Here is a 22,995-nt window from a genome sequence, read left to right on the forward strand (position 1 = left end):
ATATTTATCATGATTAGGACAGGCTTTATGCCTGTCCTTTTTTATATCTAATGAAATATGATATGGGTAAGAATATTTGAAATGTTAAAAAGAGGGTTTATTCAAAGGCAATTTCTTTAATACGTAATTCATCACCGCTTTGTCGTTGCAAGTGTATGCTGCCACAATTTGGACAAGAATCATGATGAGCTTGTATCTCAACTAATTTTTGACACTGCCAACACCAGGCTTGCGCTGCAATAGGAATCAGATGTAGTTTACAGCCTTCAGCAGCCGTACCTTGAAAGGTTATATCAAAACAGAATTCCAATGCGTCAGGTTCTACACAAGAGAGCGCGCCAATTTCCAGCCACAGATCCGTAACTTTTTTTATATCGTGACTTTTACATTGTTGTTCTACTATTTCCAGCATATTTTGACAAAGAGATAATTCGTGCATAGTTTTTCCTTTTGTTTTTCTTCCTTAAAACAAATGCCTTTATCAATTCAAGATAAAGGCATTTCTCTAAAACATTGTCAATTTCAACCGCACTCTACACGAGCATATTTACAACTGCAAATGAGACTTTTAATAGCGCAGCGTTGATTAAGTCGATAAAGAATGCACCGACCATTGGAACGATTAAAAATGCTTTGTGTGATGGCCCAAAACGGCTGGTAATGGCTTGCATATTTGCAACGGCTGTTGGGGTTGCACCTAAACCGAAACCACAGTGACCAGAGCTTAATACAACCGCATCATAATCTTTACCCATTGCGCGATAAGTAACATAAATTGCAAATACCGCCATAAAGACAACTTGTACTGCAAGGATGATTAATACATCTACCGCTAAACCTGCAAGTTCCCAAAGTTTTAATGACATTAGGGCAATAGCTAAGAAGATAGATAAACCCACGCTACCTAATACATCAATAGCCGAATCAGCCACTTGGAAACGGAAGATATTGGTTAAAATATTGCGGATAATTACACCGGTAAATAAACACCATACGAATGTTGGTAATTGGAATGCGGTGCCTTTTGTTTGTGCATCTAAATATTGGCCGATAAGCAAACAGATAGACATCATTGCAATAGTTTCAATTAACGAACGTGAAGTAATTTTACGTTTGTAAGTTGGATGTTCAAAAGCCTCTTGAATATCATCTACTTCATCATTTTCAGGGTTTTCACCTTGTTTTTGACGATTTAATAAGAAACGCGCAACAGGGCCACCAATGATACCACCAAAGACTAAACCAAAGGTTGCACATGCCATCGCGATTTCAGTCGCGCCTTGTAGATTAAATTGGTGAACGAATGTATCTGCCCATGCTGCGCCAGTTCCATGACCGCCAGTTAATGTGACAGAACCCGCTAATAAACCGTATGCTGGGTGGATACCTAATGCTAATGAACCTACGACACCGATAACATTTTGGCAAATAATTAGCAAACCAGCGACGAATAAAAATACGATAAGTGGTTTTCCGCCTTTAATTAAACGGGAAAAGTTTGCACTTAAACCAATGGAAGTGAAGAACACTAACATCATGGTAGTTTGCAAATTCTTATCGAAGTTAAAGGATGTTCCGTCAACTTTATTCCAAATTAAAAGACCAATGGCAACAATAAAACCACCAACAACCGGTTCTGGAATGTTGAATGTTTTTAAGATGCTGATTCGTTTAACGAGAAAATAACCCAAGAGCAAGACTAAGCTTGCTAGAGCAAGGGTTTCATACGTGCTAAATGTATGACTCATAAATTGGATCTCCCTATGTTGTGTTTAAATTATGTGTTGTGTTGCGGTTCGATTACTACTATTTCAACATTGGTATGTAATCCACGTGGTAATGTCGAACCTTTTCTGCCTCGTTCAGCACGGAACTTCTGCAGATCTTCCGGTTTTAATACAATTTTTCGTTTTCCGGAATGAAATTCAAGACTTGCTTGATCTGAAATAAGCAATAATTTCACTAACAATTCACCGCGCTCTTTTGCATTTTCGGCAGGAATTGTCACAATTTTATTGCCTTTGCCTTTTGATAATGCCGGTAAATCTTTTGCCGGGAAAATCAACATTCTGCCAGCGGATGTCATAGCAACAACAAGTGCGGTGGCATTCGCCAGCGTCTTAGGCTCCATCACTTTGGCATTTTCTGGTAAAGAAATCAAGGCTTTTCCTGCTTTATTACGTGCAATTAAATCCTCAAATTTACAAATAAAACCATAACCCGCATCAGAAGCCATCAATAATTCTTGCTGTTCACTCGCCATTACGACATATTCAATGGTCGCACCAGCGGGTAAATTTAGTTTACCTGTAAGTGGTTCACCTTGCGAACGCGCGGAAGGTAATGAAAGCGGATCGAGTGCATAACTTCGCCCCGTACTATCAATGAATACAACGGCTTGATTACTCTTGCCACAAGCATGAGCTCGATAATTATCACCCGCTTTGTAGCTCAATGATTTAGGATCAATATCGTGTCCTTTGGCGCAACGTACCCAACCCATTTCTGATAAGATGACAGTGACAGGCTCTGCTGGTGTCATGTCACTTTCAGAGATCATTTTGGCTTCTTCACGTTCGACCAGTTGAGACATACGTGGACTGGCATATTTTTTCGCATCTTCTTGAATTTCTTTTTTGATAAGCGTATTCAAACGGCGTTCTGATCCTAAAATTGCTTCTAAATTTAACCGCTCTTTTTCAAGTTCATCTTGTTCAGCTTTGAGTTGGTTTTCTTCTAATTTCGCTAAATGACGTAAGCGTAAATTTAAAATTGCATCGGCTTGTTCATCGCTTAAATTAAAGCGTGCCATCAGCTCTGCTTTTGGATCATCTTCATGACGTATAATATCGATAACCTCATCAATATTTAAAAAGGCTATCATCAAACCTTCTAAAATATGTAAGCGAGAGAGCACTTTATCCAAACGATATTGAAGACGACGAGTCACGGTTGTACGTCGGAAGGCAAGCCATTCATTTAAGATTTCTAATAAACCTTTTACCGCAGGTTTATGATCAAGCCCGATCATATTCATATTTACACGGTAGCTTTTTTCAAGATCTGTGGTAGCAAATAAATGTGCCATTAACGCATCAGTATCGACGCGATTTGAGCGAGGAACTAGCACAATTCGAATTGGATTTTCGTGATCGGCTTCATCACGAATATCTTCTAGCATTGGCAGTTTTTTTGCCGTCATTTGTTCGGCTATTTGTGCAATAACTTTGGATGGTGAAGATTGATGTGGAAGCGCAGAGATAATAATCTCACCGTCTTCTTTTTTCCAAGTTGCACGCATTTTTATTGAGCCACGGCCTTGCTCATAGATTTTACGAATTTCTGATTTGGGCGAAATAATTTCCGCTTCTGTTGGAAAATCTGGGCCTTGAACAATTTCAAGTACATCATCTAATCCCGCTTTAGGATTATCTAGCAACATTACTGCCGCATCAGCAATTTCGTTAATATTGTGTGGTGGAATATCTGTTGCCATACCCACTGCAATGCCTGTTGTACCGTTCAATAAAATATGAGGTAAACGAGCCGGTAAATATTGTGGTTCGGCCAAGGTTCCATCAAAGTTTGGTTGATAATCTACTGTTCCTTGGCCGAGTTCACTCAGCAAGATTTCAGAGATTTTAGATAGGCGCGATTCCGTATAACGCATGGCAGCGAAGGATTTTGGATCATCTGGCGCCCCCCAGTTACCTTGACCATCTACAAGCGGATAACGATAAGAGAAAGGTTGTGCCATTAACACCATCGCTTCATAACAAGCGCTGTCACCATGTGGATGGAATTTACCGAGTACATCACCAACGGTACGGGCAGATTTTTTGTATTTTGCCGTGGCATTTAAGCCAAGTTCAGACATTGCATATACAATGCGGCGTTGAACGGGTTTTAAACCATCTCCGATAAAAGGCAGTGCACGATCCATGATGACATACATGGAATAGTTGAGATAAGCCCTTTCGGTGAAGGTACGCAGAGGCATTTGCTCAATGCCTTCATAATTGATATTTGTCATTTTGGTTTCTGTTAATTGAATATATTCTTAATTTATTGAAATTCGGATTTGCTGAGATTAATTTAGTCTAAACAGATAAATCAACCTGATCGCCTTTCGCTTGTAACCAATTTTTACGGTCTTCGGAACGTTTTTTCGCTAACAACATATCCATGAGTTCTAATGTATTCGCACCTTGGTCTTCTTCTAAATCATAAGTTAATTGAACAAGGCGACGAGTGTTAGGATCCATTGTTGTTTCACGCAATTGCGATGGATTCATTTCACCCAAACCTTTAAAACGTTGAACATTCGGTTTGCCTTTTTTATTTTTCAACCGATCTAAAATCGCCTCTTTTTCACTTTCATCTAATGCGTAGAAGACTTCTTTATTTAAGTCAATGCGATAAAGTGGTGGCATAGCCACATAAACGTGACCGTCTTGTACCAATTTCGGAAAATGGCGTAAGAACAGGGCGCAGAGTAGGGTGGCAATATGCAGACCATCGGAGTCAGCATCCGCGAGAATACATACTTTACCATAGCGAAGTTGTGATAAATCATTGCTATCAGGATCGATCCCTAGAGCCACGGCGATATCGTGAATTTCTGTTGAACCTAATACTTGATCAGGTGACACTTCCCATGTATTTAAGATTTTTCCACGTAACGGCAAAATAGCTTGATATTCGCGATCACGCGCTTGTTTTGCTGAACCGCCCGCAGAGTCGCCCTCCACTAAAAATAATTCCGTTTTTTCTAAATCCTGTGAACCGCAATCTGCTAATTTTCCCGGTAATGCAGGGCCGCTAACGAGTTTTTTTCGCACGACTTTTTTTGCTGCGCGTAATCGGCGTTGTGCAGAACTGATTGCAATTTCTGCTAATTTTTCAGCGTCTTGTACATTTTGATTTAGCCATAGACTGAACGCATCTTTTAAAACACCGCTGACAAACACCGCACTTTGGCGTGATGATAAGCGTTCCTTAGTTTGCCCTGCGAATTGTGCATCCTGCATTTTAAGGGAAAGAATGTAAGAACAACGATCCCAAATATCATCAGCGGTAAGTTTTACGCCGCGTGGTAATAGATTTCTAAATTCGCAAAATTCTCGAATGGCATCTAATAAACCTTGGCGTAAGCCATTAACATGTGTTCCGCCTTGAATTGTTGGAATTAAGTTTACATAGCTTTCGCCAATCAGCTCGCCTCCTTCTGGCAACCAAAGTAATGCCCAGCTAACGGCTTCATTTGTGCCTTTAAATTCACCAACGAATGCTTTTTCCGGAAGCGTTTCAAAGCCATCAACTGCTTCGATAAGGTAATCGGAAAGACCATCTTCATATAACCAAATGTCTTGAGTATTGTTTACTTTATCAATAAATTTGATTTCAAGCCCTGAGCAGAGTACCGCTTTCGCTCTTAATAAATGGCGTAGACGGCTAACGGAAAATTTTGCGCTGTCAAAATATTTGGGATTTGGTTTGAAGTGAACGGTTGTTCCCGTTGTGCGTCTGCCACAAGTCCCAATAACTTCCAATTCTTCTACTTTACTGCCGTTTTCAAAGGCAATTTTATACACTTCACCATTGCGTTTGACTTGAATATCCACGCGTTCAGAAAGTGCATTCACCACAGAAATCCCCACACCGTGTAAACCACCGGCAAATTCATAATTTTTATTGGAGAATTTACCACCAGCATGTAATTTAGTCAGAATTACCTCTACGCCGGAAACGCCTTCTGTAGGATGAATATCCACAGGCATACCTCGACCATTATCTGTGACTTCAATGGATTGATCTGGGTGTAAAATTACTTCAATTTTTGTAGCAAAACCCGCAAGCGCCTCATCCACGCTGTTATCAATAACTTCTTGTGCAAGATGATTCGGACGAGTGGTGTCTGTATACATACCGGGGCGAATTTGCACCGGCTCGAGATCTTTAAGAACGGTAATTTCTTGAGCTGAATAATTGGTTGTCATGGTTAGATGAGTCGTTAATTTTTTAAATTTGAGAAAATTCTATCAAAAAGTGCGGTGATATTCGACCGCACTTTTAATTGTATAAACTAGGCGTATTTTCATCTGGGCGCGTTTTAAAACGGCGATGTAGCCACATATATTGTGATATGCCCTTCATGATTTCCTTTTCAACGATTTGATTCATTCGCGCAGCAATCGCCGTTTCATCTTGTAAATCTGTAAAATCAACAGGCGCTGAAATACTCACGGTATAGCCTGAACCATCTTTATTGCGTAATGGCGCAAATGGAATCACTTTGCTGTTTTGTGAGGATTTCAATAAATAATAACTACCAGTGGTTGTGCAAGCATCGGGCACCCCAAAAAATGGTACAAAAACGGCATTTTTTCTGCCGTAATCATGATCAGGTGCATACCAAATGGTTTCTTCATTGCGTAGGGCTTTGATCATTCCGCGTAAATCTTTACGATCAAGCATATCTTTATTAGAGCATAAACGGCCTTGTGTTTGGAGCCAATCAAATGCTGGATCGTCATTTGGGCGGTAAACCCCAATACCAGGATGATGTAAACCAATGATGCGTGCGCCAAGTTCTAGCGTTAAGAAATGAACACCGACGAGAATAATTCCATCTTTTTGATTTTCTTTTAGATAATGTAAGCCTTCAACTTTCGACCATTTTTTGATACGTGAATCCGACCAAAACCAAGCCATACCTGTTTCGATAATTGCCATGCCTACTGAACGAAGATTTTCGTGCAAAATCGCCTCACGCTCGTTTTCAGGCATATGAGGGAAACAAAGTTCAAGATTACGGCGTGCAATGGCAGCTCGACGTTTGCCTACTTTTAAATGTGAAAACAGCCAACCTAGCCCATGACCAATATGGCGCAAAATAGGATAGGGAAGACATAAAATACTTCGCCAAATTGCCACGCCTAACCAAAACAGCCAGTATTTTGGGGCTAAAAAGTGCGGTTGAAATTGAGGGAGTTTTTCGTTTTTCATTGTTCTTTCCACGTAAGTTAGGGGCGTAGTTTATCGTAAATTTGAGTTGTGGTAAAATCGCCACAATTTTGGTTATTCAAATAGAGAGATTTTAAAATGGCTCAATATTCAGCAGAATTTAAGCAAACAAAAGTACTTGTATTAGGCGACGTGATGCTTGACCGTTATTGGTTTGGCGCAACCAACCGTATTTCACCAGAAGCACCAGTGCCAGTGGTTCGTGTACAGGAAAATGAAGAGCGCGCGGGTGGTGCTGCCAATGTAGCGATGAATATTGCTTCACTCAACGTACCAGTTCAATTAATGGGATTGATTGGACAAGATGAAACTGGTTCTGCGCTTTCCCACTTATTAGAAAAACAAAAAATCGATTGTAATTTTGTTGCATTAGAAACCCATCCAACTATTACTAAATTACGTATTTTATCCCGTCACCAACAGTTACTTCGCCTTGATTTTGAAGAAGATTTCAATAATGTAGATTGCAAGGATTTATTAGCGAAGTTAGAAAGTGCGGTGAAAAATTACGGTGCTTTAATTCTTTCTGATTATGGTAAAGGCACGCTTAAAGATGTTCAGAAAATGATTCAAATTGCACGTAAAGCGAATGTTCCTGTGCTAATCGATCCAAAGGGAACTGATTTTGAACGTTATCGTGGTGCGACATTATTAACACCAAATATGTCTGAATTTGAAGCCGTTGTGGGTAAATGCAATACAGAAGAAGAGATCATTGAGAAAGGTTTAAAATTAATTTCTGATATTGAATTAACCGCACTTTTGGTGACGCGTTCTGAAAAAGGCATGACATTATTACGCCCAAATCAAGAACCTTATCATTTGCCAACTGTTGCAAAAGAAGTGTTTGATGTGACGGGCGCCGGTGACACTGTTATTAGCGTATTAGCAACGGCATTAGCAGATGGGCGTTCTTTCGAAGAATCTTGTTACCTAGCCAATGTAGCCGCTGGAATTGTGGTGGGTAAATTAGGGACTTCAACTGTTTCGACTGTGGAACTTGAAAATGCTATTCATGCTCGCCCTGACACTGGATTTGGCATTATGAGTGAAGCTGAATTAAAAGATGCTGTCGCACAAGCTAAAGCGCGCGGTGAAAAAATTGTGATGACTAATGGCTGTTTCGATATTTTGCATCCAGGGCATGTTTCTTATTTAGAAAATGCACGTAAATTGGGCGATCGTTTAATTGTTGCGGTAAACAGCGACGATTCCGTTAAACGCTTAAAAGGTGATAGTCGCCCAATTAACAATCTTGAAACTCGAATGGCTGTGCTTGCTGGTTTGGCATCCGTGGACTGGTTGGTGCCATTCACTGAAGATACACCACAGCGTTTAATCGGTGAAATTCTACCAGATCTTTTAGTTAAAGGCGGAGATTACAAACCCGAAGAGATTGCTGGCGCAAAAGAGGTTTGGGCAAATGGCGGCGATGTTAAAGTGCTAAACTTTGAAAATGGTTGTTCAACAACAAATGTGATTGAAAAAATTAAATTATTGAAATATTAAGTGAAAGGTTGGGGAGTCCCAACTTTTTTTATTGTTTAAAAATTAAGTCAATTAGTGTCTTATCATGAAATTAGAAAAAATCGATTGATTTATAAACTAAAGGTTGAATAAATCTTTTGAATAATTCATTATATACTCTATTATATATCAGTTTTCACTGAAACTTATTTTATAAGGAGAGAAAATGAAAAAATTAGTTGCGATAACTTCAATGATTTTAACTACATTTTCTGCACAAGCAGCAGATTTGTATTTATATGCTGGTGCTGGATTAAAGGATCCAGTTGAAAAAATTATTCACCAATATGAACAAGAAACAGGAAATAAAGTAACTGTTGAATATGGTGGTTCTGGACAGATTTTAGCTCGTTATAACACGGTAAAAAGCGGAGATCTTTTTTTAGCTGGCTCAGAGGATTATGTTACAAAATTACAGAAAACTAATGATGTAAACAATGTAGGAACAATAGTATTACATGTTCCAGTTATGGCTATTCGTAAAGATAAAATTTCAGGAATTGATTCTTTTAAAGCATTAGCTGAAAGCTCATTACGTTTAGGTATTGGTGATAGTAAAGCAATGGCTCTTGGTAAAGGCGCTGAAAAAATGTTTGAATTATCAGGATATCAAAAGCAACTTAATGATAAAGTTATTGTGAAAGCTGCGACGGTAAAACAATTAATGCTATATTTACTAAATGGTGATGTAGATGCGGCTGTAGTAGGTCGTTCAGGTGCTTGGAAAGTTCGAGATAAGGTTGAATTATTACCAAGTCCAAAAGGCACACCAGAAGAAAGAGTTACTATTGGTCTACTTTCTTCTTCTAAATATCCGAAAGAAGCTCAACAGTTATTTGATTTCTTTAAATCTCCTCAAGGGGTGAAGTATTTTACTGATGAAGGTTTCTTACCAGCTAAATAATAGTCTAAGTTTAAAGTTATCGCTGATCCCACTATTAATACTGTTGTTTGTTGTTATGGGATCAGTGTTTTCTTTGATCTCAAAATTAGATTTTTATTTTTTTCAACAGATATTATTTAATTCCGAATTGCATTTTGCATTGCTAATGTCATTGGCAACATCTCTTTTTTCTTTGATATTAGCATTATGTGTTGCTGTTCCATCAGCATGGCGAATGAGTCAAGTACGGTTGCCTTTTCAATCATTTTTTGACACTTTGTTTGATTTACCAATGGTTTTGCCACCATTAGTTACAGGACTAAGTTTGCTTCTACTTTTTAGTTCACAAGGGATATTAGCTGAATTGCTTCCCTTTATAAGCAAATGGATTTTTTCCCCTATAGGAATCATTATTGCTCAAACTTATGTTGCGAGTTCAATTTTATTGCGCAGTACTCGTGGCATTTTTTCTTCCTTTGAATCAGGTTATCGATTTGCATCTTATAGTCTTGGTTTATCACCTTTTAAAACCTTAATAAAAATAGAGATTCCGATGTGTTGGAAGCCTTTGGTTTGTGCTTCAGTTTTAGCTTGGTCTCGCGCAATAGGGGAGTTCGGAGCCACATTAATGTTGGCAGGGGCAACGCGATTTAAAGCTGAAACTTTACCTATGGCAGTCTATTTGAATATTTCAAGTGGTGATTTTGAAATTGCTATTGGTGCATCATTATGGCTTTTATTTATCTCTACATGTTTGTTGCTAGTTTTACGGATGATTAATAGAGCTGTTTAGTATGCTGATAGTTCAAAATCTTCAAACTAATATTTTAAAATCTATTTCCTTTTCAATTGAAAAAAGCGAATGCCTTTCTGTTGTTGGTGAATCAGGTAGTGGAAAAACGACTTTATTAAATGCGATTGCTGGTTATATTGATTATTCAGGCTCTATTTTATGGAATAACCAAGCTCTAGAAAACAGTCCTCCTTGGAAGAGAAATTTTCGTTATTTAAATCAACGACTTTATTTGTTTCCTCATAAAACTGTGCGAGGAAATTTAATACTTGCAAATCCATCATCATTTGATGATGAACAACAGACATTATTATCTGACCTAAAAATAGAGCATCTTATTAATCGCTATCCTCATCAGTTATCTGGGGGAGAACAACAACGTGTGGCTTTAGCAAGAGCATTAATTTATCGTCCTGATTTATTACTTTTAGATGAACCTTTTTCTTCTTTAGATTGGTCTTTGCGTAAAGATATTTGGAAAGTGTTAAAAAATCTAATCGAAGGCGGTGAAATTACCACAATTTTAGTAACTCACGAGCCAAAAGAAGCTGAGTATTTCTCTGGTAAGCAGATTCAGTTATATCAAGGACAACTAATTTAAGGAGTGACAATGATTTATTTTTCAGATAAAGAATTGGATGATTTATTACTTGAGGATATTTATCGTGGTGATTTAACCACTCATGCCCTTGGTATTGAAAATATCCCGGCAAAAATTCTTTTTAAGCGTAAAAATGCAGGTATTGTAGCAGGCGTTTCTGTTGCGGAAAAATTATTAAAAAAACTGGATATTCAACCGCACTTATATGTAAAAGAAGGTGAGTGGGTTGAATCAGGTGCTTTGCTGATAAGTGCGGAAGGAATATCTGAACAATTACATCAAGCTTGGAAAGTGGTGCAATTGGTACTTGAATGGTCATGTGGAGTTGCTCAATATACGGCAGAAATGATTGCCAATGCCAAAGCTGTTAACCCAAGCGCTGTTGTGGCTTGCACGCGTAAAAGCATTCCTAATACGCGTAAACTTGCGACAAATGCTGTATTAGCTGCTGGTGGACATATTCATCGACAAGGCATCAGCGAAACTCTTTTGATTTTTACTAATCATCGAAACTTACTTTCTGATCCAAATGATTGGGTGAAAATTATGGATAGATTACGTCAAGAAGCGCCTGAAAATAAAATTACTTTAGAAGCAGATAATTATGCTCAATTTGAGCAAATGTATGTAGCTGAGCCAGATATTATTCAACTTGATAAATGGTCTTTGGAGGACGTGAAAAAGGCTTTAGATATACTTTACTCAAAACAGAAAGATATTTTGCTTTCTGTCGCTGGAGGGGTAAATAAAAATAATGTTTCAGATTATGCCAAATTGGGTATTCGTTTATTTATCACTTCTGCACCTTATTATGCACCGCCGGAGGATATAAAGGTGGTGATTGAAAAGATATAATTTAGTTGTTTATCGTTGTGTAATTGAGTGTATAATGAATTCCTTGTTACTTATATAAGGATATTCTATGAAACTTAAATCATTGTTTATTGCTGGCTTGCTCGGTTCCCTTTCTTTTTCAGCATTAGCTGATCGGATTATTACAGACCAACTCGATCGCAAAGTGACAATCCCTGATCACATTAACCGTGCTGTGGTGTTACAGCACCAAACCCTGAATATTGCCGTGCAGTTGGATGCCACAAAACAGATTGTGGGTGTGCTTTCCAACTGGAAGAAACAATTAGGCAAAAACTATGTTCGCCTTGCACCGGAGCTGGAAAACATGGCGATGCCGGGCGATTTGAATTCCGTTAATATTGAAAGTCTGTTGGCGTTAAAACCGGATGTGGTGTTTGTGACTAACTACGCGCCGCCGGAAATGATCAAGCAAATCAGTGACGTGAATATTCCGGTGGTGGCAATTTCCTTGCGTACCGGTGAAGCGGGCGAAAAAGGTAAACTTAATCCAACATTAACTGATGAAGATAAAGCTTATAATGACGGCTTAAAACAGGGCATTGAACTGATTGCCGAGGTGTTTGAGAAAAAACAACAAGGCGATGAGTTAGTGAAAGCCGCCTTTGCCAATCGCAAGTTGCTGGCAGATCGTCTAAGCGATGTTCCTGCCAATAAACGCGTACGCACTTATATGGCGAATCCGGATTTAGGCACTTACGGTTCCGGTAAATATACGGGGCTTATGATGGAACACGCGGGCGCTTATAACGTCGCGGCGGCAACGATTAAAGGTTTCAAACAGGTTTCTCTAGAAAATGTGTTGGAATGGAACCCTGCGGTGATTTTGGTACAAGATCGTTATCCAGATGTGGTACCAAAAATTTTGAATGATCAAGGTTGGGCAAATATTCAAGCGGTAAAAGATAAAAAAGTTTTGTTGATGCCGGAATATGCTAAGGCCTGGGGGTATCCGATGCCGGAAGCCTTAGCGTTGGGTGAAGTATGGTTGGCGAAAGCGCTTTATCCGCAACGTTTCCAAGATGTGAATTTAGATAAAATGGTGAACGATTATTATCAAAAATTCTACCGCACATCTTATAAAGCTGACAATGCAGCCCAATAGTTACCCTAAAATTCTCTTTGGCTTAACGCTATTGCTTGTGATTACCGCCGTGATTTCTTTGGGAATTGGGCGGTATTCCTTGTCTGTAGCGCAAATTGGACAAATTCTGTGGGCAAAAGCGACCGCACTTGAGATCGACCCAGTGCAGCAGCAAGTGATTTTTCAAGTGCGTTTACCTCGAATTTTAACTGCACTTTGCGTGGGGGCGGGGTTGGCGTTGAGTGGTGTAGTATTGCAAGGTATTTTTCGTAATCCATTGGTCGATCCACATATTATCGGTGTGACCTCCGGTTCTGCTTTTGGTGGGGCGTTGGCGATTTTTTTCGGGTTTAGTTTGTACGGCTTATTTGCCAGTACGATCTTATTTGGCTTCGGCACGCTTGCCTTAGTTTTTCTATTTAGCTTCAAATTTAATCAACGTAGCCTGTTGATGCTTATTCTTATCGGCATGATTTTAAGTGGGCTTTTTTCTGCCCTCGTTAGTCTATTGCAATACATTTCCGACACGGAAGAAAAATTACCAAGCATCGTGTTTTGGTTGATGGGGAGTTTTGCCACCTCTAACTGGGAAAAATTCCTCTTTTTCTTTGTTCCGTTTTTGCTTTGTAGTTCGATTTTGCTTGGTTTAAGCTGGCGATTGAATTTACTGTCTTTAGATGAGAAAGAAGCCAAAGCTTTGGGCGTGAGAGTGACGCTATTACGTTGGTTAGTCATCTTTTTAAGTGGTTCATTAGTAGCGTGTCAGGTGGCAATTAGCGGTAGTATCGGTTGGGTCGGTCTGATTATTCCTCATCTTAGTCGTATGCTGGTGGGCGCCAATCATCAACGTTTATTGCCTTGCACCATGCTGGTCGGCGCAACTTATATGTTACTCGTGGACAATGTTGCGCGTTCCTTGTCTGATGCTGAAATTCCGATCAGTATTTTGACCGCACTTATCGGTGCACCCTTGTTCGGTGTATTGGAGTATAAACTAAAACGCGGAGGCATGAATGAATAAAGCGCTCTCCGTGGAAAATTTAGGCTTTTATTACCAAGCGGAAAACTTTCTGTTTCAAAAACTGAATTTTGATTTGAATAAAGGGGATATCCTGGCGATTTTAGGGCAAAACGGTTGTGGGAAAAGCACCTTGTTGGATTTACTGCTTGGTATTCACCGCCCGATTCAGGGCAAGATTGAGGCGTATCAATCTATCGGTTTTGTGCCTCAATTCTTTTCTTCGCCTTTTGCTTATTCGGTGTTGGATATTGTGTTAATGGGACGCTCAGCCCATATTAATACTTTTGCTAAACCCAAAGTGCATGATTATCAAATCGCCATGCAGGCACTGGATTATTTGAACTTGACCCATTTGGCAAATCGCGAATTTGCTTCGCTTTCAGGTGGGCAGCGACAACTGATTTTAATTGCTAGAGCCATTACTTCCGAATGTAAATTAATGCTGTTGGATGAGCCAACTTCAGCATTAGATCTTGCAAATCAAGATATTGTACTGTCTTTACTTATGGATTTGGCACAATCACAGAACATGACTGTTGTATTCACAACACATCAACCTAATCAAGCTGTAGCGATAGCCAATAAAACTTTATTGTTAAATAAACAAAATTTTAAATTTGGCGAAACAAGGAATATTTTAACCTCAGAAAATTTGACCGCACTTTTTCATTTACCGATGTTTGAACAACAAGCCCAATATAAAGAATCTTTTTTTACGCATTTTGTTCCCTTGTATAAAACGTTATTAAAGTAAGGAAAACTTGTGGAATCAATTACTGTTTTTAGTGCAGGTAGTTTTCGTTATGCTCTGCAAGAATTATCTGATATTTTTCGACAAATTCATCATATAGAGATTAAAGCATTTTGTGGACCAGCCGGAATCTTGCGTCAACAAATTGAGCAAGGGAAGAAATGTGATATTTTTATTAGTGCAAATCATGAAAATGTGTTTCAATTAGCTGATTCTAAAAAAATTTATCAAAAATTAACGATAGCCTTTAATCAATTAGCATTAACTACGTTAAATTTAGAACACTTCCGCCATAAATCTATTTTTGAATTGCTATTTGATCGCTCTTTACGCCTCGCAACATCAACGCCATCTTGTGATCCTTGTGGAGATTATACTTGGCTGTTATTTGATAAAATTGAGCAATGTTTTCCTGGTGAAGGGGAGGCATTGAAACGACGAGCGTTGAAATTAGTAGGCGGAAATTCTTCAAATATAGTTCCAAAAGGGAAAATCGTATCTCATTATTTATTATTAAATAGTTATGCTGATATGATGCTCGGTTATGCGCATTATCAATTAAGATCTGAAGTTAAGCCAAATAGGTACGATGCATCTATAAATACAAATTCTAGTATTGGTCTGAATAATCAAGCATTTTTGACTCATATGTTCCCTATTGAATTTGAGGTAAAAGCTGAATATGTCATGGCTTTATTAAATAATGTTGAAAGTGCGGTTAAATTTTTTGAATTTTTATGCTCTAATAAAGCTAAAGACATCATTAAGAATCATGGCTTTTTACTAGAATAAACCTTGCATTTAAGCTCATTGAATGCTAGAATGCCGGCTCCTTATCATCGCTGAGTTAGAGATCGGCGAATGATGTATTAACAACACTACCTTTTAGGAGTAAAAAATGTCTCTAAGTACTGAAAAAAAAGCAGCAATCGTTGCTGAATTTGGTCGTGATGCGAAAGATACTGGTTCTTCTGAAGTTCAAATCGCATTATTAACTGCACAAATCAACCACTTACAAGCTCACTTTGCAGAGCACAAAAAAGACCACCATGGTCGTCGTGGTTTATTACGTATGGTTTCTCGTCGTCGTAAACTTTTAGACTACTTAAAACGTACTGATCTTGCTTTATACCAAAGCACTATTGCTCGTTTAGGTTTACGTCGCTAATTTTAAATGCTAAAAATAAAGCTCCCAAGTTGGGAGCTTTTTACTTTATACAGGATTATTCTACCCACTGTATGATTTCATCAAATTCCTTTCGAGATTTTTTAGTAATATCACGTGAGCGATAACCAAAGGTGGCTGCAACAGAAACGCCGTATTCATTAGGATCCAATAGACCTTCTTGAGCTAAGCATTCATTCATTTTATCATAATTGAATCCTTCAATAGGGCAGGAATCAATACCAAGTGCGGTTGCCCCAGTTAACATATTGGCAAGGGCAATATAGGTTTGTTTGCTACACCAATCAAATAAAGCGCGTTCATTTTTAAGTAATTTCATGTCTTCTTCTTGAAAGCTCTTATATTTTTCTAGTGCCGCATGTTGTTGTTCTATATTTAGACCTTTACGTGTCATCACATCGGTAAAAAACTTACTATCATAACGTGCATTTTTCTTTGCTAGGATGATCACTAGATGGCTACAGTTATCTAATTGATTGCCCATTCCCCAGCTGAATGGTTTCACTTTTTCGCGTAAGGTTTTATTTTGGATGACTAAAAATTTCCAAGGCTCGGAACCAACAGAACTTGGTGATAATCTTGCGCATTCTAAAATAGCTTGAAAATCTTCGTTGCTAATTTTTTTGTTTGGATCGTAATAGCGTGTAGAGCTACGTCTATTGAATAGTTCAATAAGCTGTTCGCGAGTAAGTTGAATCATTTGTTTTCCTTTTATTAGCAAATAGATGAGGATATGTTAAAGATTAATTTTTGCTAAAACAAGGGAAACATTCTAAAATGAAAGGCACTTTGTTATGTGGAGCGAAAAAATGAAAAGAATTGCAATTATACCCGCTAGGGCTGGTTCAAAAGGAATTAAAGATAAAAATTTACAGCTTGTTGGAGGTGTGTCTTTAGTTGGTCGTGCCATTTTAGCTGCACAAGAATCAGGAATGTTTGATCAGGTTGTTGTAACCTCTGATGGGGAGAAGATTCTGAAAGAAGCAGAAAAATATGGTGCAATTTCGGTGGCTCGCCCTGAGAGTTTAGCACAAAGTGATACTCGCACAATTGATGCTATTTTACATTGCTTAGAGAGCCTAAACATTTCTGAGGGAGTAGCTGTTTTGTTACAGCCAACAAGTCCATTGCGCAATGCTTTAGATATTCGTAATGCAATGGAAATTTTCCTAGGAGGAAAATGTAAGTCGGTGATATCAGCTTGTGAATGCGAACATCATCCTTATAAATCATTTACTTTAGAAAATGAAGATGTAAAACCTATTCACGAAATAAGTGATTTTGAAGCACCGCGTCAAAAATTACCTAAATCTTACCGTGCAAATGGAGCTATTTATATTAATGATATTGAGAGTTTATTTGTAGAAAAACGTTTTTTTATTGAGCCTATGCGTTTTTATTTAATGCCTACTTATCGCTCGATTGATATTGATTCAACTCTGGATTTGCAATTAGCTGAAAGTTTAATCTCAAAAGAATTTTAGAAGATTGGTCGCATTTTGCGACCTCTTTTATATCAGATTAATGAACTTTCCAATAACCAATCCACTCTTTTAATAAAACCATATTGCTATTTAACGCACCTAAGTCAGGAACAAAAGATTTTGCAGATAGATTTCCTTTACTGCCATAGCTTGCCGCTGCAGCAGGAAGTACATAGAATCCTTGTTTTTCAAAAAGGTATTTGGCTCGTTTCATATGCCATTGATTTGTTACTAAAATAATTTTTTGAATATGATCTTTAATTAAAATATTTTTAGTGAAACTGGCATTTTCTTCTGTATTACGGGCTTTATTTTCGATCCATTGCGTTGGCACATTAAAGAATTGGTTCAGTTCTTTTGCCATTAAGTCGCCTTCAGAAATGCCTATCAAAGAATAGCCCGTGGTTAAAATAGGTAAGCCCGTTTCTTTTTGTAAAAATGCCGCATAACGTAAACGTTCTAGTTGCGCTGCGCCAGAAGCCGTTTCTGCATACAGTTCTTTAGTGGGATAAGATCCACCGCCTAATATGACGATGGCTTGAGCTTGTTTATAGTCATCTAGGGTAAGGGCTGGAGAATCATCATTATCTGTTAGCAATAAACTAGTAAAAGGCGCACTCATGACATAAAGCCAAGTGAAACTGATAAACGCAATAAATTTGGCTAATTTTTTGAAATGAACACGATAAAAAATTGCTGCAATAATCAGTAATACAAAGGTATTGAGAGGTGGCGCGATAAGTGCGGTAAGAAGTTTTCCTAGTTCCAACATAGATAAGATCCTTGATATAGAGCGGTTTCATTATAATGATTAGTCATAGCTTGTCTATGTTGATTTTGTTAAAATAAGCCCCTTATTTTTTGATAAACAAACGCTCGAATTCACAAAAAGTGCGGTTATATTTATGAAAGTTTTTAAAGACAGTGTCATTTACCTTGTTGGGGAATTATCGTCAAAGTTAGTTCCTTTTTTACTTTTGCCTTATTTATCGCGTAAATTGGGCGTAGAAGGGTATGGCTCACTTTCTTATTATCAAACTTTTTTAAGTTTATTTTTAATTGTGGTTTCTTTAACTCAAGAAGGCGCAATTTCCCGTTATTTTTATTTTTACGGAAAACGTTCATTAAATTTAGTGGTGAATACCGGCTATGCTTATACCACGATAATTGGCTGCATTATTTTAATGGGTTGTTGGATTGCTCAGTCTGAAATATTATTTTACGCTGCACTTTCCTCAATTTTTCAATCTTTCTTAAATGTTCAGTTAAGTGTAAGACAATGCCAGAAAAAGGCTTGGTCTTATGCTTTTATTCAATTTTCACTCACTGTTACTGGTGCGGTATTTACCGTCGCATTACTCGAGTATTATCAAAATGATCTTGTTGAAAAAAGAATTTTGGCTATTTTGTTGAGTAATTTAGTCGTTTGGTTTTTTTCTTATTTTCTTTACAGAAAGAGTGCAACATCTAAAAAATATCAATTTAAACATTATCAATCTGCATTATTTTATATTTTAGGATTTGGATTACCGCTTATTTTGCATCATGCGAGCTTTTTCTTAAAAGGGCAGTTAGACCGTATTTTTATTTATCACAAATTCAGTGAAACAGATTTAGGGCTTTATGCCATGGGTGCTCAACTTGCTTTGGTAGTTTCTATTGCGATTCAAGCACTTAATAAAGCGATTATTCCCTATTTTTATGAAGCCTTAAAACAAAAAAAATTAGTAGTTCAACAGCTGCATAAATGGGCGCTATTTTCCTTTTTGCTGATACCTATTCCCGCTTTAGTCATAGGGATTATTCCTGAAGATGTGCTAGTTTGGATTTTAGGTAGCCAATTTGTAGGAACGAAATATTATTTTATTTTATTTTTAATTTCGACCACATTAAGTATTCCTTATTTGATTTTAGTTAATTATCTTTTCTATTATGGAAAAAATAAACTTATTTCCCAATGTTCGGTTTTATCTACAATCATTTATGTAGCAAGCCTTGTAGTTTTAACTTTTACAGAAATTAAATATATCCCTTATGCTGGAATTATTGGTTCGCTTTCCATTATTCCTATTCTTTATTTTATGACATCTAAAGTGAGTAAAACCCTATGAATCTCATTCTTTGTTGCACACCATTGCAAGTATTAATTGCGAGAAAAATCATTGAATTACATCCTAACGAGCAATTCTTTGGCGTCATGTTTGGTGGCGTATGGGATAAAAAAAGAACCTTGTATGCGAGTAAATTAGCAGAAGTTTGTAATGATTCGATCAACATTGATACGGGAAAGGATCTAAAAGGTTTCGATTCTCTCAAGTTAATGCGCCAGCTTAAGAATAAAATTACGCACAAAGGTTTTGATAAGGTTTTTCTCGCCAATCTTAATTCATTATGGCTACAAACTTATCTTAGTCATGTTTCATTTAAAGAGCTTTATACCTTTGATGATGGCTCAGATAATATTTTTCCACACCCCAATTTATTGAGAGAACCTGACACATTTAAATATAAACTGATTAAGATCTTTATTGGTGATAAATATAATGTGCATAAATTATTTAAAGAAATAAAAAAACATTATACGGTTTATCCTAATTACAGAAATATTGTTCCCAATATTGAACCCATTTCCTTATGGGATAATAAAGTCAATTGCGATATAGATGGCGAAGTCTCATTTTTTATTGGACAACCCTTGTTAAATACAAAAGAGGAAAATATCTCATTAATAAAAAAATTAAAAGATCAGATTCCTTTTGACTATTATTTCCCTCATCCAGCAGAAGATTACCGAGTAGACGGGGTAAATTATGTTGAATCAGAACTCATTTTTGAAGATTACGTATTTAAGAATTTATCGGATAAAAAGGTGATTATTTACACGTTCTTCAGTTCTGTTGCGTTTAATTTATTAAGTCATCCTAATGTAGAAATTCGTTTTATTAGAACGAGTATTCCAAGATGGCAATTCTGTTACGATTCATTCCCAGAGCTTGGATTAACGATTTATAAGGAAATTTAAGATGAAAAAAATTGGTTTCTTTATTATGAATATTGAAAGTGCGGGGGGGACAGAGCGAGTTTCTATTAATGTTGCCAATGCTCTCGCTAAACAGGGATATGATGTTTCTTTTATTAGCATTGGCGGTAATAAGCCTTTTTTCCAAGTCGATGAAAAAATTAATATTTACGCAATGAATAAATTGCCCTATTCATTGAAAAAAGATTATTTTTCTATCACAAAAAAATTAAGAGAATTGGTTAAAGAATTACAGCTGGATACCTTAATTGTAGTTGATGGTGCGATTATGCTCTTTTCTGCTTTAGCGTTGGTCAATTTACATGTAAAGCATATTTTATGGGAGCATTATTCTTTTAACTTTACTGGCAATCGTCTAGTTCGCACACTCGGTAAATATTTAGCTTCAACAAGATGTGATAAAGTCGTCACATTAACCGAGTCAGAAAAAACGCTGTGGCAAGAAAAATTTAAAACGAACAATATAATCAGTATAGCTAATCCAAATACGCTTTTGCCAAAGAATAAATTAGCAAAATGGGAAAATAAAACTATTTTATCTGTAGGGCATTTATTTTCTTATAAAGGTTTTGATTATTTATTAAAAGCCTGGCACGTTTTGACAAAAAATCACCCAGATTGGAATTTAAAAATAGTGGGATCGGGTGAGGAAGAAGAGAATTTAAAAAATCTTGCTAAAGCGTTAGGTATTGAAGATTCAGTTAATTTTATTCCTCGTACCAATGATGTTGCTTTTTATTATGAAAGCAGTTCAATTTATTGTTTACCTTCACAAACAGAAGGCTTGCCTTTAGTCGTTATTGAAGCAATGACATTTGGCTTACCTATTGTTGCCTTTAATTGTTCTCCTGGCGTAAAGCAATTAGTGGAGCATAAAGAAAATGGTTTTCTTTGTGAAAAAAATAATATTGAAGAAATGGTTAACGGTTTAGATTTATTAATGAATAATCCTGAACTTTATCAACAAATGTCAGACAAATCTCGTGTAATGAGTGAAGATTATGGCATTGAGAAAATTATTGAAGAATGGAAATCGATTTTATAAGGAATAATTTTATGTTAAAAAAATATTTGATCTCTTTAGACAAAGATATTCAACGTCGGGAATTATTCTTTTCTCAAAAAAATACTGAGGATTTCCAAGTGTTTTCTGCTATTAATACTATGCAAAAAGATTGGGATGAATTAGCTACTATTTTTAATATTGAACAATTTAAAGCACATTATGGCCGTAATGTCACTAAGGGTGAAATCGGCTGTACCTTAAGCCATCTTGCTGTGTACCAAAAAATTGTTGAAGACAACGACATCGATGAAGATAGTTATGCGTTAGTCTGTGAAGACGATGCTTTATTCCACCCAAATTTTCAGCAAAATTTAACCGCACTTTTATCAGAAAAACTTGAGTCTGAAATTATATTGGTTGGGCAGTCAAAAATTAATGATTTCAATGATTTTGATTTAGAAATTAATTATCCGACAACTTTTTCTTTTTTATGCAAAAAAACAGGCAATGTAAATTACGCTTTTCCTTATAAAAGTTATTTTGCCGGCACGGTGGGGTACCTTATAAAAAAATCAGCCGCAAGAAGATTTATCCAGAAAATTTCTCAAAACAAACCATTTTGGTTAGCGGATGATTTTTTACTCTTTGAGCAGGATTTTAATATAAGAAATAACGTGGTTCGCCCTCTCATGATCATTGAAAATCCTGTATTGATAAGTAATTTAGAAAGTGTTCGTGGATCTTTATCAAATAATTTGTTTAAAAAATTAATGAAATATCCATTGAAGAAAATCTTTGCGATTAAGAAAAATTTGGCTAATTAAAGGAAGGAATTATGTTAAGCATTATTGTGCCTTCTTATAATCGAAAAGCAGAAGTGCCAGCTTTATTAGAAAGTTTAAATCAACAAACATCGACTCATTTTGAAGTGATTATTGTGGATGATTGCTCAAAAGAAAAAGTCGTCGTTGAGCAACGCTATTCTTTCCCAGTTACAGTGATTCGTAATGAAATGAATCAAGGTGCGGCAGAAAGTCGTAATATTGGTGCGCGTGCATCAAAGGGAGATTGGTTGCTTTTTCTCGATGATGATGATCGGTTTATGCCAGAAAAATGTGAAAAAGTATTACAAGTGATTGAGCAAAATCCAGACATTAATTTTATTTATCATCCAGCTAGGTGTGAAATGGTCAATGAAAGGTTTACTTATGTGACTCAACCGATTGAACCCCAAGAAATCTCGACAGAACGTATTTTGTTAGCCAATAAGATTGGTGGCATGCCAATGGTTGCGATTAAAAAAGAGATGTTTTTAAAAATAGGCGGATTATCCACCGCACTTCGTTCTTTGGAAGACTATGATTTCTTGTTAAAACTGCTACAAGAGCCGAGTTTTAAACCTTATAAAATTAATGAGCCACTGACTTATTGTACTTTCCATACTAAACGTTCAAGTGTGTCTACGGATACTACTAATACACAGAAAGCGATTGATTATATTCGCGAGCATTATGTGAAAACAGTAGAGCAAGCTCGTAATTTTGAGATTAACGCGAGCTATATTTTGGCTTATCCCCATATTATGAATTTATCGCGTAAAGCGGCAAAATATTATTTTGATATTTTTAAGAAAACAAAAAGCATTAAACAATTCATTATTACGTTGGTTATTTTAATTTCGCCAAAATTAGCCATTAATTTAAAACGGTTTATGTAGGAA

23 protein-coding genes are annotated in these 22,995 nt (G+C 36.9%); 16 read left to right on the forward strand and 7 right to left on the reverse strand.

The window, feature by feature from the left end:
• Window positions 1-97 precede the first annotated feature (97 nt).
• The 5 genes from hypA to htrB all read right to left on the reverse strand — a co-directional run bounded on the left by hypA (window position 98) and on the right by htrB (window position 7,008).
• Window positions 98-439 (reverse strand): hydrogenase maturation nickel metallochaperone HypA, encoded by a 342-nt coding sequence (gene hypA, locus LIX50_RS02080; RefSeq protein WP_005633520.1) that lies wholly within the window; start codon window positions 437-439, stop codon window positions 98-100.
• Window positions 440-533: 94 nt separating this feature from the next.
• Window positions 534-1,748, reverse strand: a complete 1,215-nt coding sequence (gene gltS / locus LIX50_RS02085) for a sodium/glutamate symporter (protein WP_048952622.1) — start codon at window positions 1,746-1,748, stop codon at window positions 534-536.
• Window positions 1,749-1,777: 29 nt separating this feature from the next.
• Window positions 1,778-4,033, reverse strand: coding sequence for a DNA topoisomerase IV subunit A (gene parC / locus LIX50_RS02090; protein WP_048952621.1), 2,256 nt, complete (start codon window positions 4,031-4,033; stop codon window positions 1,778-1,780).
• Window positions 4,034-4,100: 67 nt separating this feature from the next.
• The gene (parE, locus tag LIX50_RS02095) at window positions 4,101-5,999 is read right to left on the reverse strand and encodes a DNA topoisomerase IV subunit B (RefSeq protein WP_048952620.1); all 1,899 of its coding nucleotides are present in this window, start codon (window positions 5,997-5,999) and stop codon (window positions 4,101-4,103) included.
• A 73-nt stretch (window positions 6,000-6,072) separates the two neighbouring features.
• On the reverse strand, window positions 6,073-7,008 hold the full coding sequence (gene htrB / locus LIX50_RS02100) for a lipid A biosynthesis lauroyl acyltransferase HtrB (RefSeq protein WP_048952619.1): 936 nt from the start codon (window positions 7,006-7,008) through the stop codon (window positions 6,073-6,075).
• 96 nt (window positions 7,009-7,104) lie between these two features.
• Here htrB and hldE point away from each other — a divergent pair, with 96 nt between their 5' ends.
• The 10 genes from hldE (at window position 7,105) to rpsO (ending at window position 15,727) form a co-directional block, all read left to right on the forward strand.
• A complete protein-coding gene (hldE, locus tag LIX50_RS02105) occupies window positions 7,105-8,535 on the forward strand; it encodes a bifunctional D-glycero-beta-D-manno-heptose-7-phosphate kinase/D-glycero-beta-D-manno-heptose 1-phosphate adenylyltransferase HldE (protein ID WP_048952618.1) in 1,431 nt (476 codons plus the stop codon).
• 184 nt (window positions 8,536-8,719) lie between these two features.
• Window positions 8,720-9,457: a molybdate ABC transporter substrate-binding protein gene (gene modA / locus LIX50_RS02110; RefSeq protein WP_048952617.1), complete on the forward strand. Its 738-nt coding sequence runs from the start codon at window positions 8,720-8,722 to the stop codon at window positions 9,455-9,457.
• Window positions 9,432-10,229, forward strand: coding sequence for an ABC transporter permease (locus LIX50_RS02115; RefSeq protein ID WP_048952616.1), 798 nt, complete (start codon window positions 9,432-9,434; stop codon window positions 10,227-10,229). Before modA ends, LIX50_RS02115 begins: the two co-directional genes overlap by 26 nt.
• 1 nt (window position 10,230) lies before the next feature.
• Window positions 10,231-10,830 carry an ABC transporter ATP-binding protein gene (locus LIX50_RS02120; RefSeq protein ID WP_048952615.1) on the forward strand — a complete coding sequence of 200 codons (600 nt, stop codon included), beginning with the start codon at window positions 10,231-10,233 and terminating at the stop codon, window positions 10,828-10,830.
• A 9-nt stretch (window positions 10,831-10,839) separates the two neighbouring features.
• The gene (gene modD, locus LIX50_RS02125; protein WP_048952614.1) at window positions 10,840-11,685 is read left to right on the forward strand and encodes a ModD protein; all 846 of its coding nucleotides are present in this window, start codon (window positions 10,840-10,842) and stop codon (window positions 11,683-11,685) included.
• A gap of 67 nt (window positions 11,686-11,752) precedes the next feature.
• A complete protein-coding gene (gene molA / locus LIX50_RS02130; RefSeq protein WP_048952613.1) occupies window positions 11,753-12,808 on the forward strand; it encodes a molybdate ABC transporter substrate-binding protein MolA in 1,056 nt (351 codons plus the stop codon).
• On the forward strand, window positions 12,795-13,808 hold the full coding sequence (molB, locus tag LIX50_RS02135; protein WP_048952612.1) for a molybdate ABC transporter permease MolB: 1,014 nt from the start codon (window positions 12,795-12,797) through the stop codon (window positions 13,806-13,808). The genes molA and molB overlap by 14 nt, the downstream gene beginning before the upstream one ends.
• Window positions 13,801-14,562: a molybdate ABC transporter ATP-binding protein MolC gene (molC, locus tag LIX50_RS02140; protein WP_048952611.1), complete on the forward strand. Its 762-nt coding sequence runs from the start codon at window positions 13,801-13,803 to the stop codon at window positions 14,560-14,562. The genes molB and molC overlap by 8 nt, the downstream gene beginning before the upstream one ends.
• Window positions 14,563-14,571: 9 nt before the next feature.
• Window positions 14,572-15,351, forward strand: a complete 780-nt coding sequence (locus LIX50_RS02145; RefSeq protein ID WP_048952610.1) for a substrate-binding domain-containing protein — start codon at window positions 14,572-14,574, stop codon at window positions 15,349-15,351.
• A 106-nt stretch (window positions 15,352-15,457) separates the two neighbouring features.
• On the forward strand, window positions 15,458-15,727 hold the full coding sequence (rpsO, locus tag LIX50_RS02150) for a 30S ribosomal protein S15 (RefSeq protein WP_005628925.1): 270 nt from the start codon (window positions 15,458-15,460) through the stop codon (window positions 15,725-15,727).
• A gap of 55 nt (window positions 15,728-15,782) precedes the next feature.
• On the opposite strand, the gene LIX50_RS02155 is transcribed toward rpsO, so the two are convergent.
• Window positions 15,783-16,445 carry an NAD(P)H-dependent oxidoreductase gene (locus tag LIX50_RS02155; RefSeq protein WP_048952609.1) on the reverse strand — a complete coding sequence of 221 codons (663 nt, stop codon included), beginning with the start codon at window positions 16,443-16,445 and terminating at the stop codon, window positions 15,783-15,785.
• 109 nt (window positions 16,446-16,554) lie between these two features.
• On the opposite strand from LIX50_RS02155, the gene LIX50_RS02160 reads away from it, so the two are divergent.
• Window positions 16,555-17,229: a cytidylyltransferase domain-containing protein gene (locus LIX50_RS02160; protein WP_048952632.1), complete on the forward strand. Its 675-nt coding sequence runs from the start codon at window positions 16,555-16,557 to the stop codon at window positions 17,227-17,229.
• 37 nt (window positions 17,230-17,266) lie between these two features.
• On the opposite strand, the gene LIX50_RS02165 is transcribed toward LIX50_RS02160, so the two are convergent.
• Window positions 17,267-18,001 (reverse strand): YdcF family protein, encoded by a 735-nt coding sequence (locus LIX50_RS02165; RefSeq protein WP_048952608.1) that lies wholly within the window; start codon window positions 17,999-18,001, stop codon window positions 17,267-17,269.
• A 133-nt stretch (window positions 18,002-18,134) separates the two neighbouring features.
• On the opposite strand from LIX50_RS02165, the gene lsgA reads away from it, so the two are divergent.
• From lsgA to lsgE, 5 genes are read left to right on the forward strand one after another with little or no spacing between them, the layout of a single operon-like run.
• Window positions 18,135-19,340: a lipooligosaccharide flippase LsgA gene (gene lsgA, locus LIX50_RS02170; protein ID WP_111407327.1), complete on the forward strand. Its 1,206-nt coding sequence runs from the start codon at window positions 18,135-18,137 to the stop codon at window positions 19,338-19,340.
• On the forward strand, window positions 19,337-20,251 hold the full coding sequence (lsgB, locus tag LIX50_RS02175) for a lipooligosaccharide biosynthesis sialyltransferase LsgB (RefSeq protein WP_048952606.1): 915 nt from the start codon (window positions 19,337-19,339) through the stop codon (window positions 20,249-20,251). The genes lsgA and lsgB overlap by 4 nt, the downstream gene beginning before the upstream one ends.
• 1 nt (window position 20,252) lies before the next feature.
• Window positions 20,253-21,314 carry a lipooligosaccharide biosynthesis family 4 glycosyltransferase LsgC gene (gene lsgC, locus LIX50_RS02180; RefSeq protein ID WP_048952605.1) on the forward strand — a complete coding sequence of 354 codons (1,062 nt, stop codon included), beginning with the start codon at window positions 20,253-20,255 and terminating at the stop codon, window positions 21,312-21,314.
• Between the two features lie 11 nt (window positions 21,315-21,325).
• Window positions 21,326-22,099, forward strand: a complete 774-nt coding sequence (gene lsgD, locus LIX50_RS02185; RefSeq protein WP_048952604.1) for a lipooligosaccharide biosynthesis galactosyltransferase LsgD — start codon at window positions 21,326-21,328, stop codon at window positions 22,097-22,099.
• Between the two features lie 11 nt (window positions 22,100-22,110).
• Complete coding sequence (gene lsgE / locus LIX50_RS02190; protein ID WP_048952603.1) at window positions 22,111-22,992, forward strand: lipooligosaccharide biosynthesis N-acetyl-glucosamine transferase LsgE; 882 nt, start codon at window positions 22,111-22,113, stop codon at window positions 22,990-22,992.
• Window positions 22,993-22,995 lie beyond the last annotated feature (3 nt).

This window comes from Haemophilus sp. Marseille-P9675 (genome assembly GCF_916862695.1).
Classification (GTDB): Bacteria; Pseudomonadota; Gammaproteobacteria; order Enterobacterales; family Pasteurellaceae; genus Haemophilus; species Haemophilus haemolyticus_K.

What these genes read in the sequence shown, in the direction of transcription:
- hypA (WP_005633520.1), bottom strand. Translation starts at nt 439, where the DNA reads ATGCACGAATTATCTCTTTGTCAAAATATGCTGGAAATAGTAGAACAA.
- gltS (WP_048952622.1), bottom strand. Translation starts at nt 1,748, where the DNA reads ATGAGTCATACATTTAGCACGTATGAAACCCTTGCTCTAGCAAGCTTA.
- parC (WP_048952621.1), bottom strand. Translation starts at nt 4,033, where the DNA reads ATGACAAATATCAATTATGAAGGCATTGAGCAAATGCCTCTGCGTACC.
- parE (WP_048952620.1), bottom strand. Translation starts at nt 5,999, where the DNA reads ATGACAACCAATTATTCAGCTCAAGAAATTACCGTTCTTAAAGATCTC.
- htrB (WP_048952619.1), bottom strand. Translation starts at nt 7,008, where the DNA reads ATGAAAAACGAAAAACTCCCTCAATTTCAACCGCACTTTTTAGCCCCA.
- hldE (WP_048952618.1), top strand. Translation starts at nt 7,105, where the DNA reads ATGGCTCAATATTCAGCAGAATTTAAGCAAACAAAAGTACTTGTATTA.
- modA (WP_048952617.1), top strand. Translation starts at nt 8,720, where the DNA reads ATGAAAAAATTAGTTGCGATAACTTCAATGATTTTAACTACATTTTCT.
- LIX50_RS02115 (WP_048952616.1), top strand. Translation starts at nt 9,432, where the DNA reads ATGAAGGTTTCTTACCAGCTAAATAATAGTCTAAGTTTAAAGTTATCG.
- LIX50_RS02120 (WP_048952615.1), top strand. Translation starts at nt 10,231, where the DNA reads ATGCTGATAGTTCAAAATCTTCAAACTAATATTTTAAAATCTATTTCC.
- modD (WP_048952614.1), top strand. Translation starts at nt 10,840, where the DNA reads ATGATTTATTTTTCAGATAAAGAATTGGATGATTTATTACTTGAGGAT.
- molA (WP_048952613.1), top strand. Translation starts at nt 11,753, where the DNA reads ATGAAACTTAAATCATTGTTTATTGCTGGCTTGCTCGGTTCCCTTTCT.
- molB (WP_048952612.1), top strand. Translation starts at nt 12,795, where the DNA reads ATGCAGCCCAATAGTTACCCTAAAATTCTCTTTGGCTTAACGCTATTG.
- molC (WP_048952611.1), top strand. Translation starts at nt 13,801, where the DNA reads ATGAATAAAGCGCTCTCCGTGGAAAATTTAGGCTTTTATTACCAAGCG.
- rpsO (WP_005628925.1), top strand. Translation starts at nt 15,458, where the DNA reads ATGTCTCTAAGTACTGAAAAAAAAGCAGCAATCGTTGCTGAATTTGGT.
- LIX50_RS02155 (WP_048952609.1), bottom strand. Translation starts at nt 16,445, where the DNA reads ATGATTCAACTTACTCGCGAACAGCTTATTGAACTATTCAATAGACGT.
- LIX50_RS02160 (WP_048952632.1), top strand. Translation starts at nt 16,555, where the DNA reads ATGAAAAGAATTGCAATTATACCCGCTAGGGCTGGTTCAAAAGGAATT.
- LIX50_RS02165 (WP_048952608.1), bottom strand. Translation starts at nt 18,001, where the DNA reads ATGTTGGAACTAGGAAAACTTCTTACCGCACTTATCGCGCCACCTCTC.
- lsgA (WP_111407327.1), top strand. Translation starts at nt 18,135, where the DNA reads ATGAAAGTTTTTAAAGACAGTGTCATTTACCTTGTTGGGGAATTATCG.
- lsgB (WP_048952606.1), top strand. Translation starts at nt 19,337, where the DNA reads ATGAATCTCATTCTTTGTTGCACACCATTGCAAGTATTAATTGCGAGA.
- lsgC (WP_048952605.1), top strand. Translation starts at nt 20,253, where the DNA reads ATGAAAAAAATTGGTTTCTTTATTATGAATATTGAAAGTGCGGGGGGG.
- lsgD (WP_048952604.1), top strand. Translation starts at nt 21,326, where the DNA reads ATGTTAAAAAAATATTTGATCTCTTTAGACAAAGATATTCAACGTCGG.
- lsgE (WP_048952603.1), top strand. Translation starts at nt 22,111, where the DNA reads ATGTTAAGCATTATTGTGCCTTCTTATAATCGAAAAGCAGAAGTGCCA.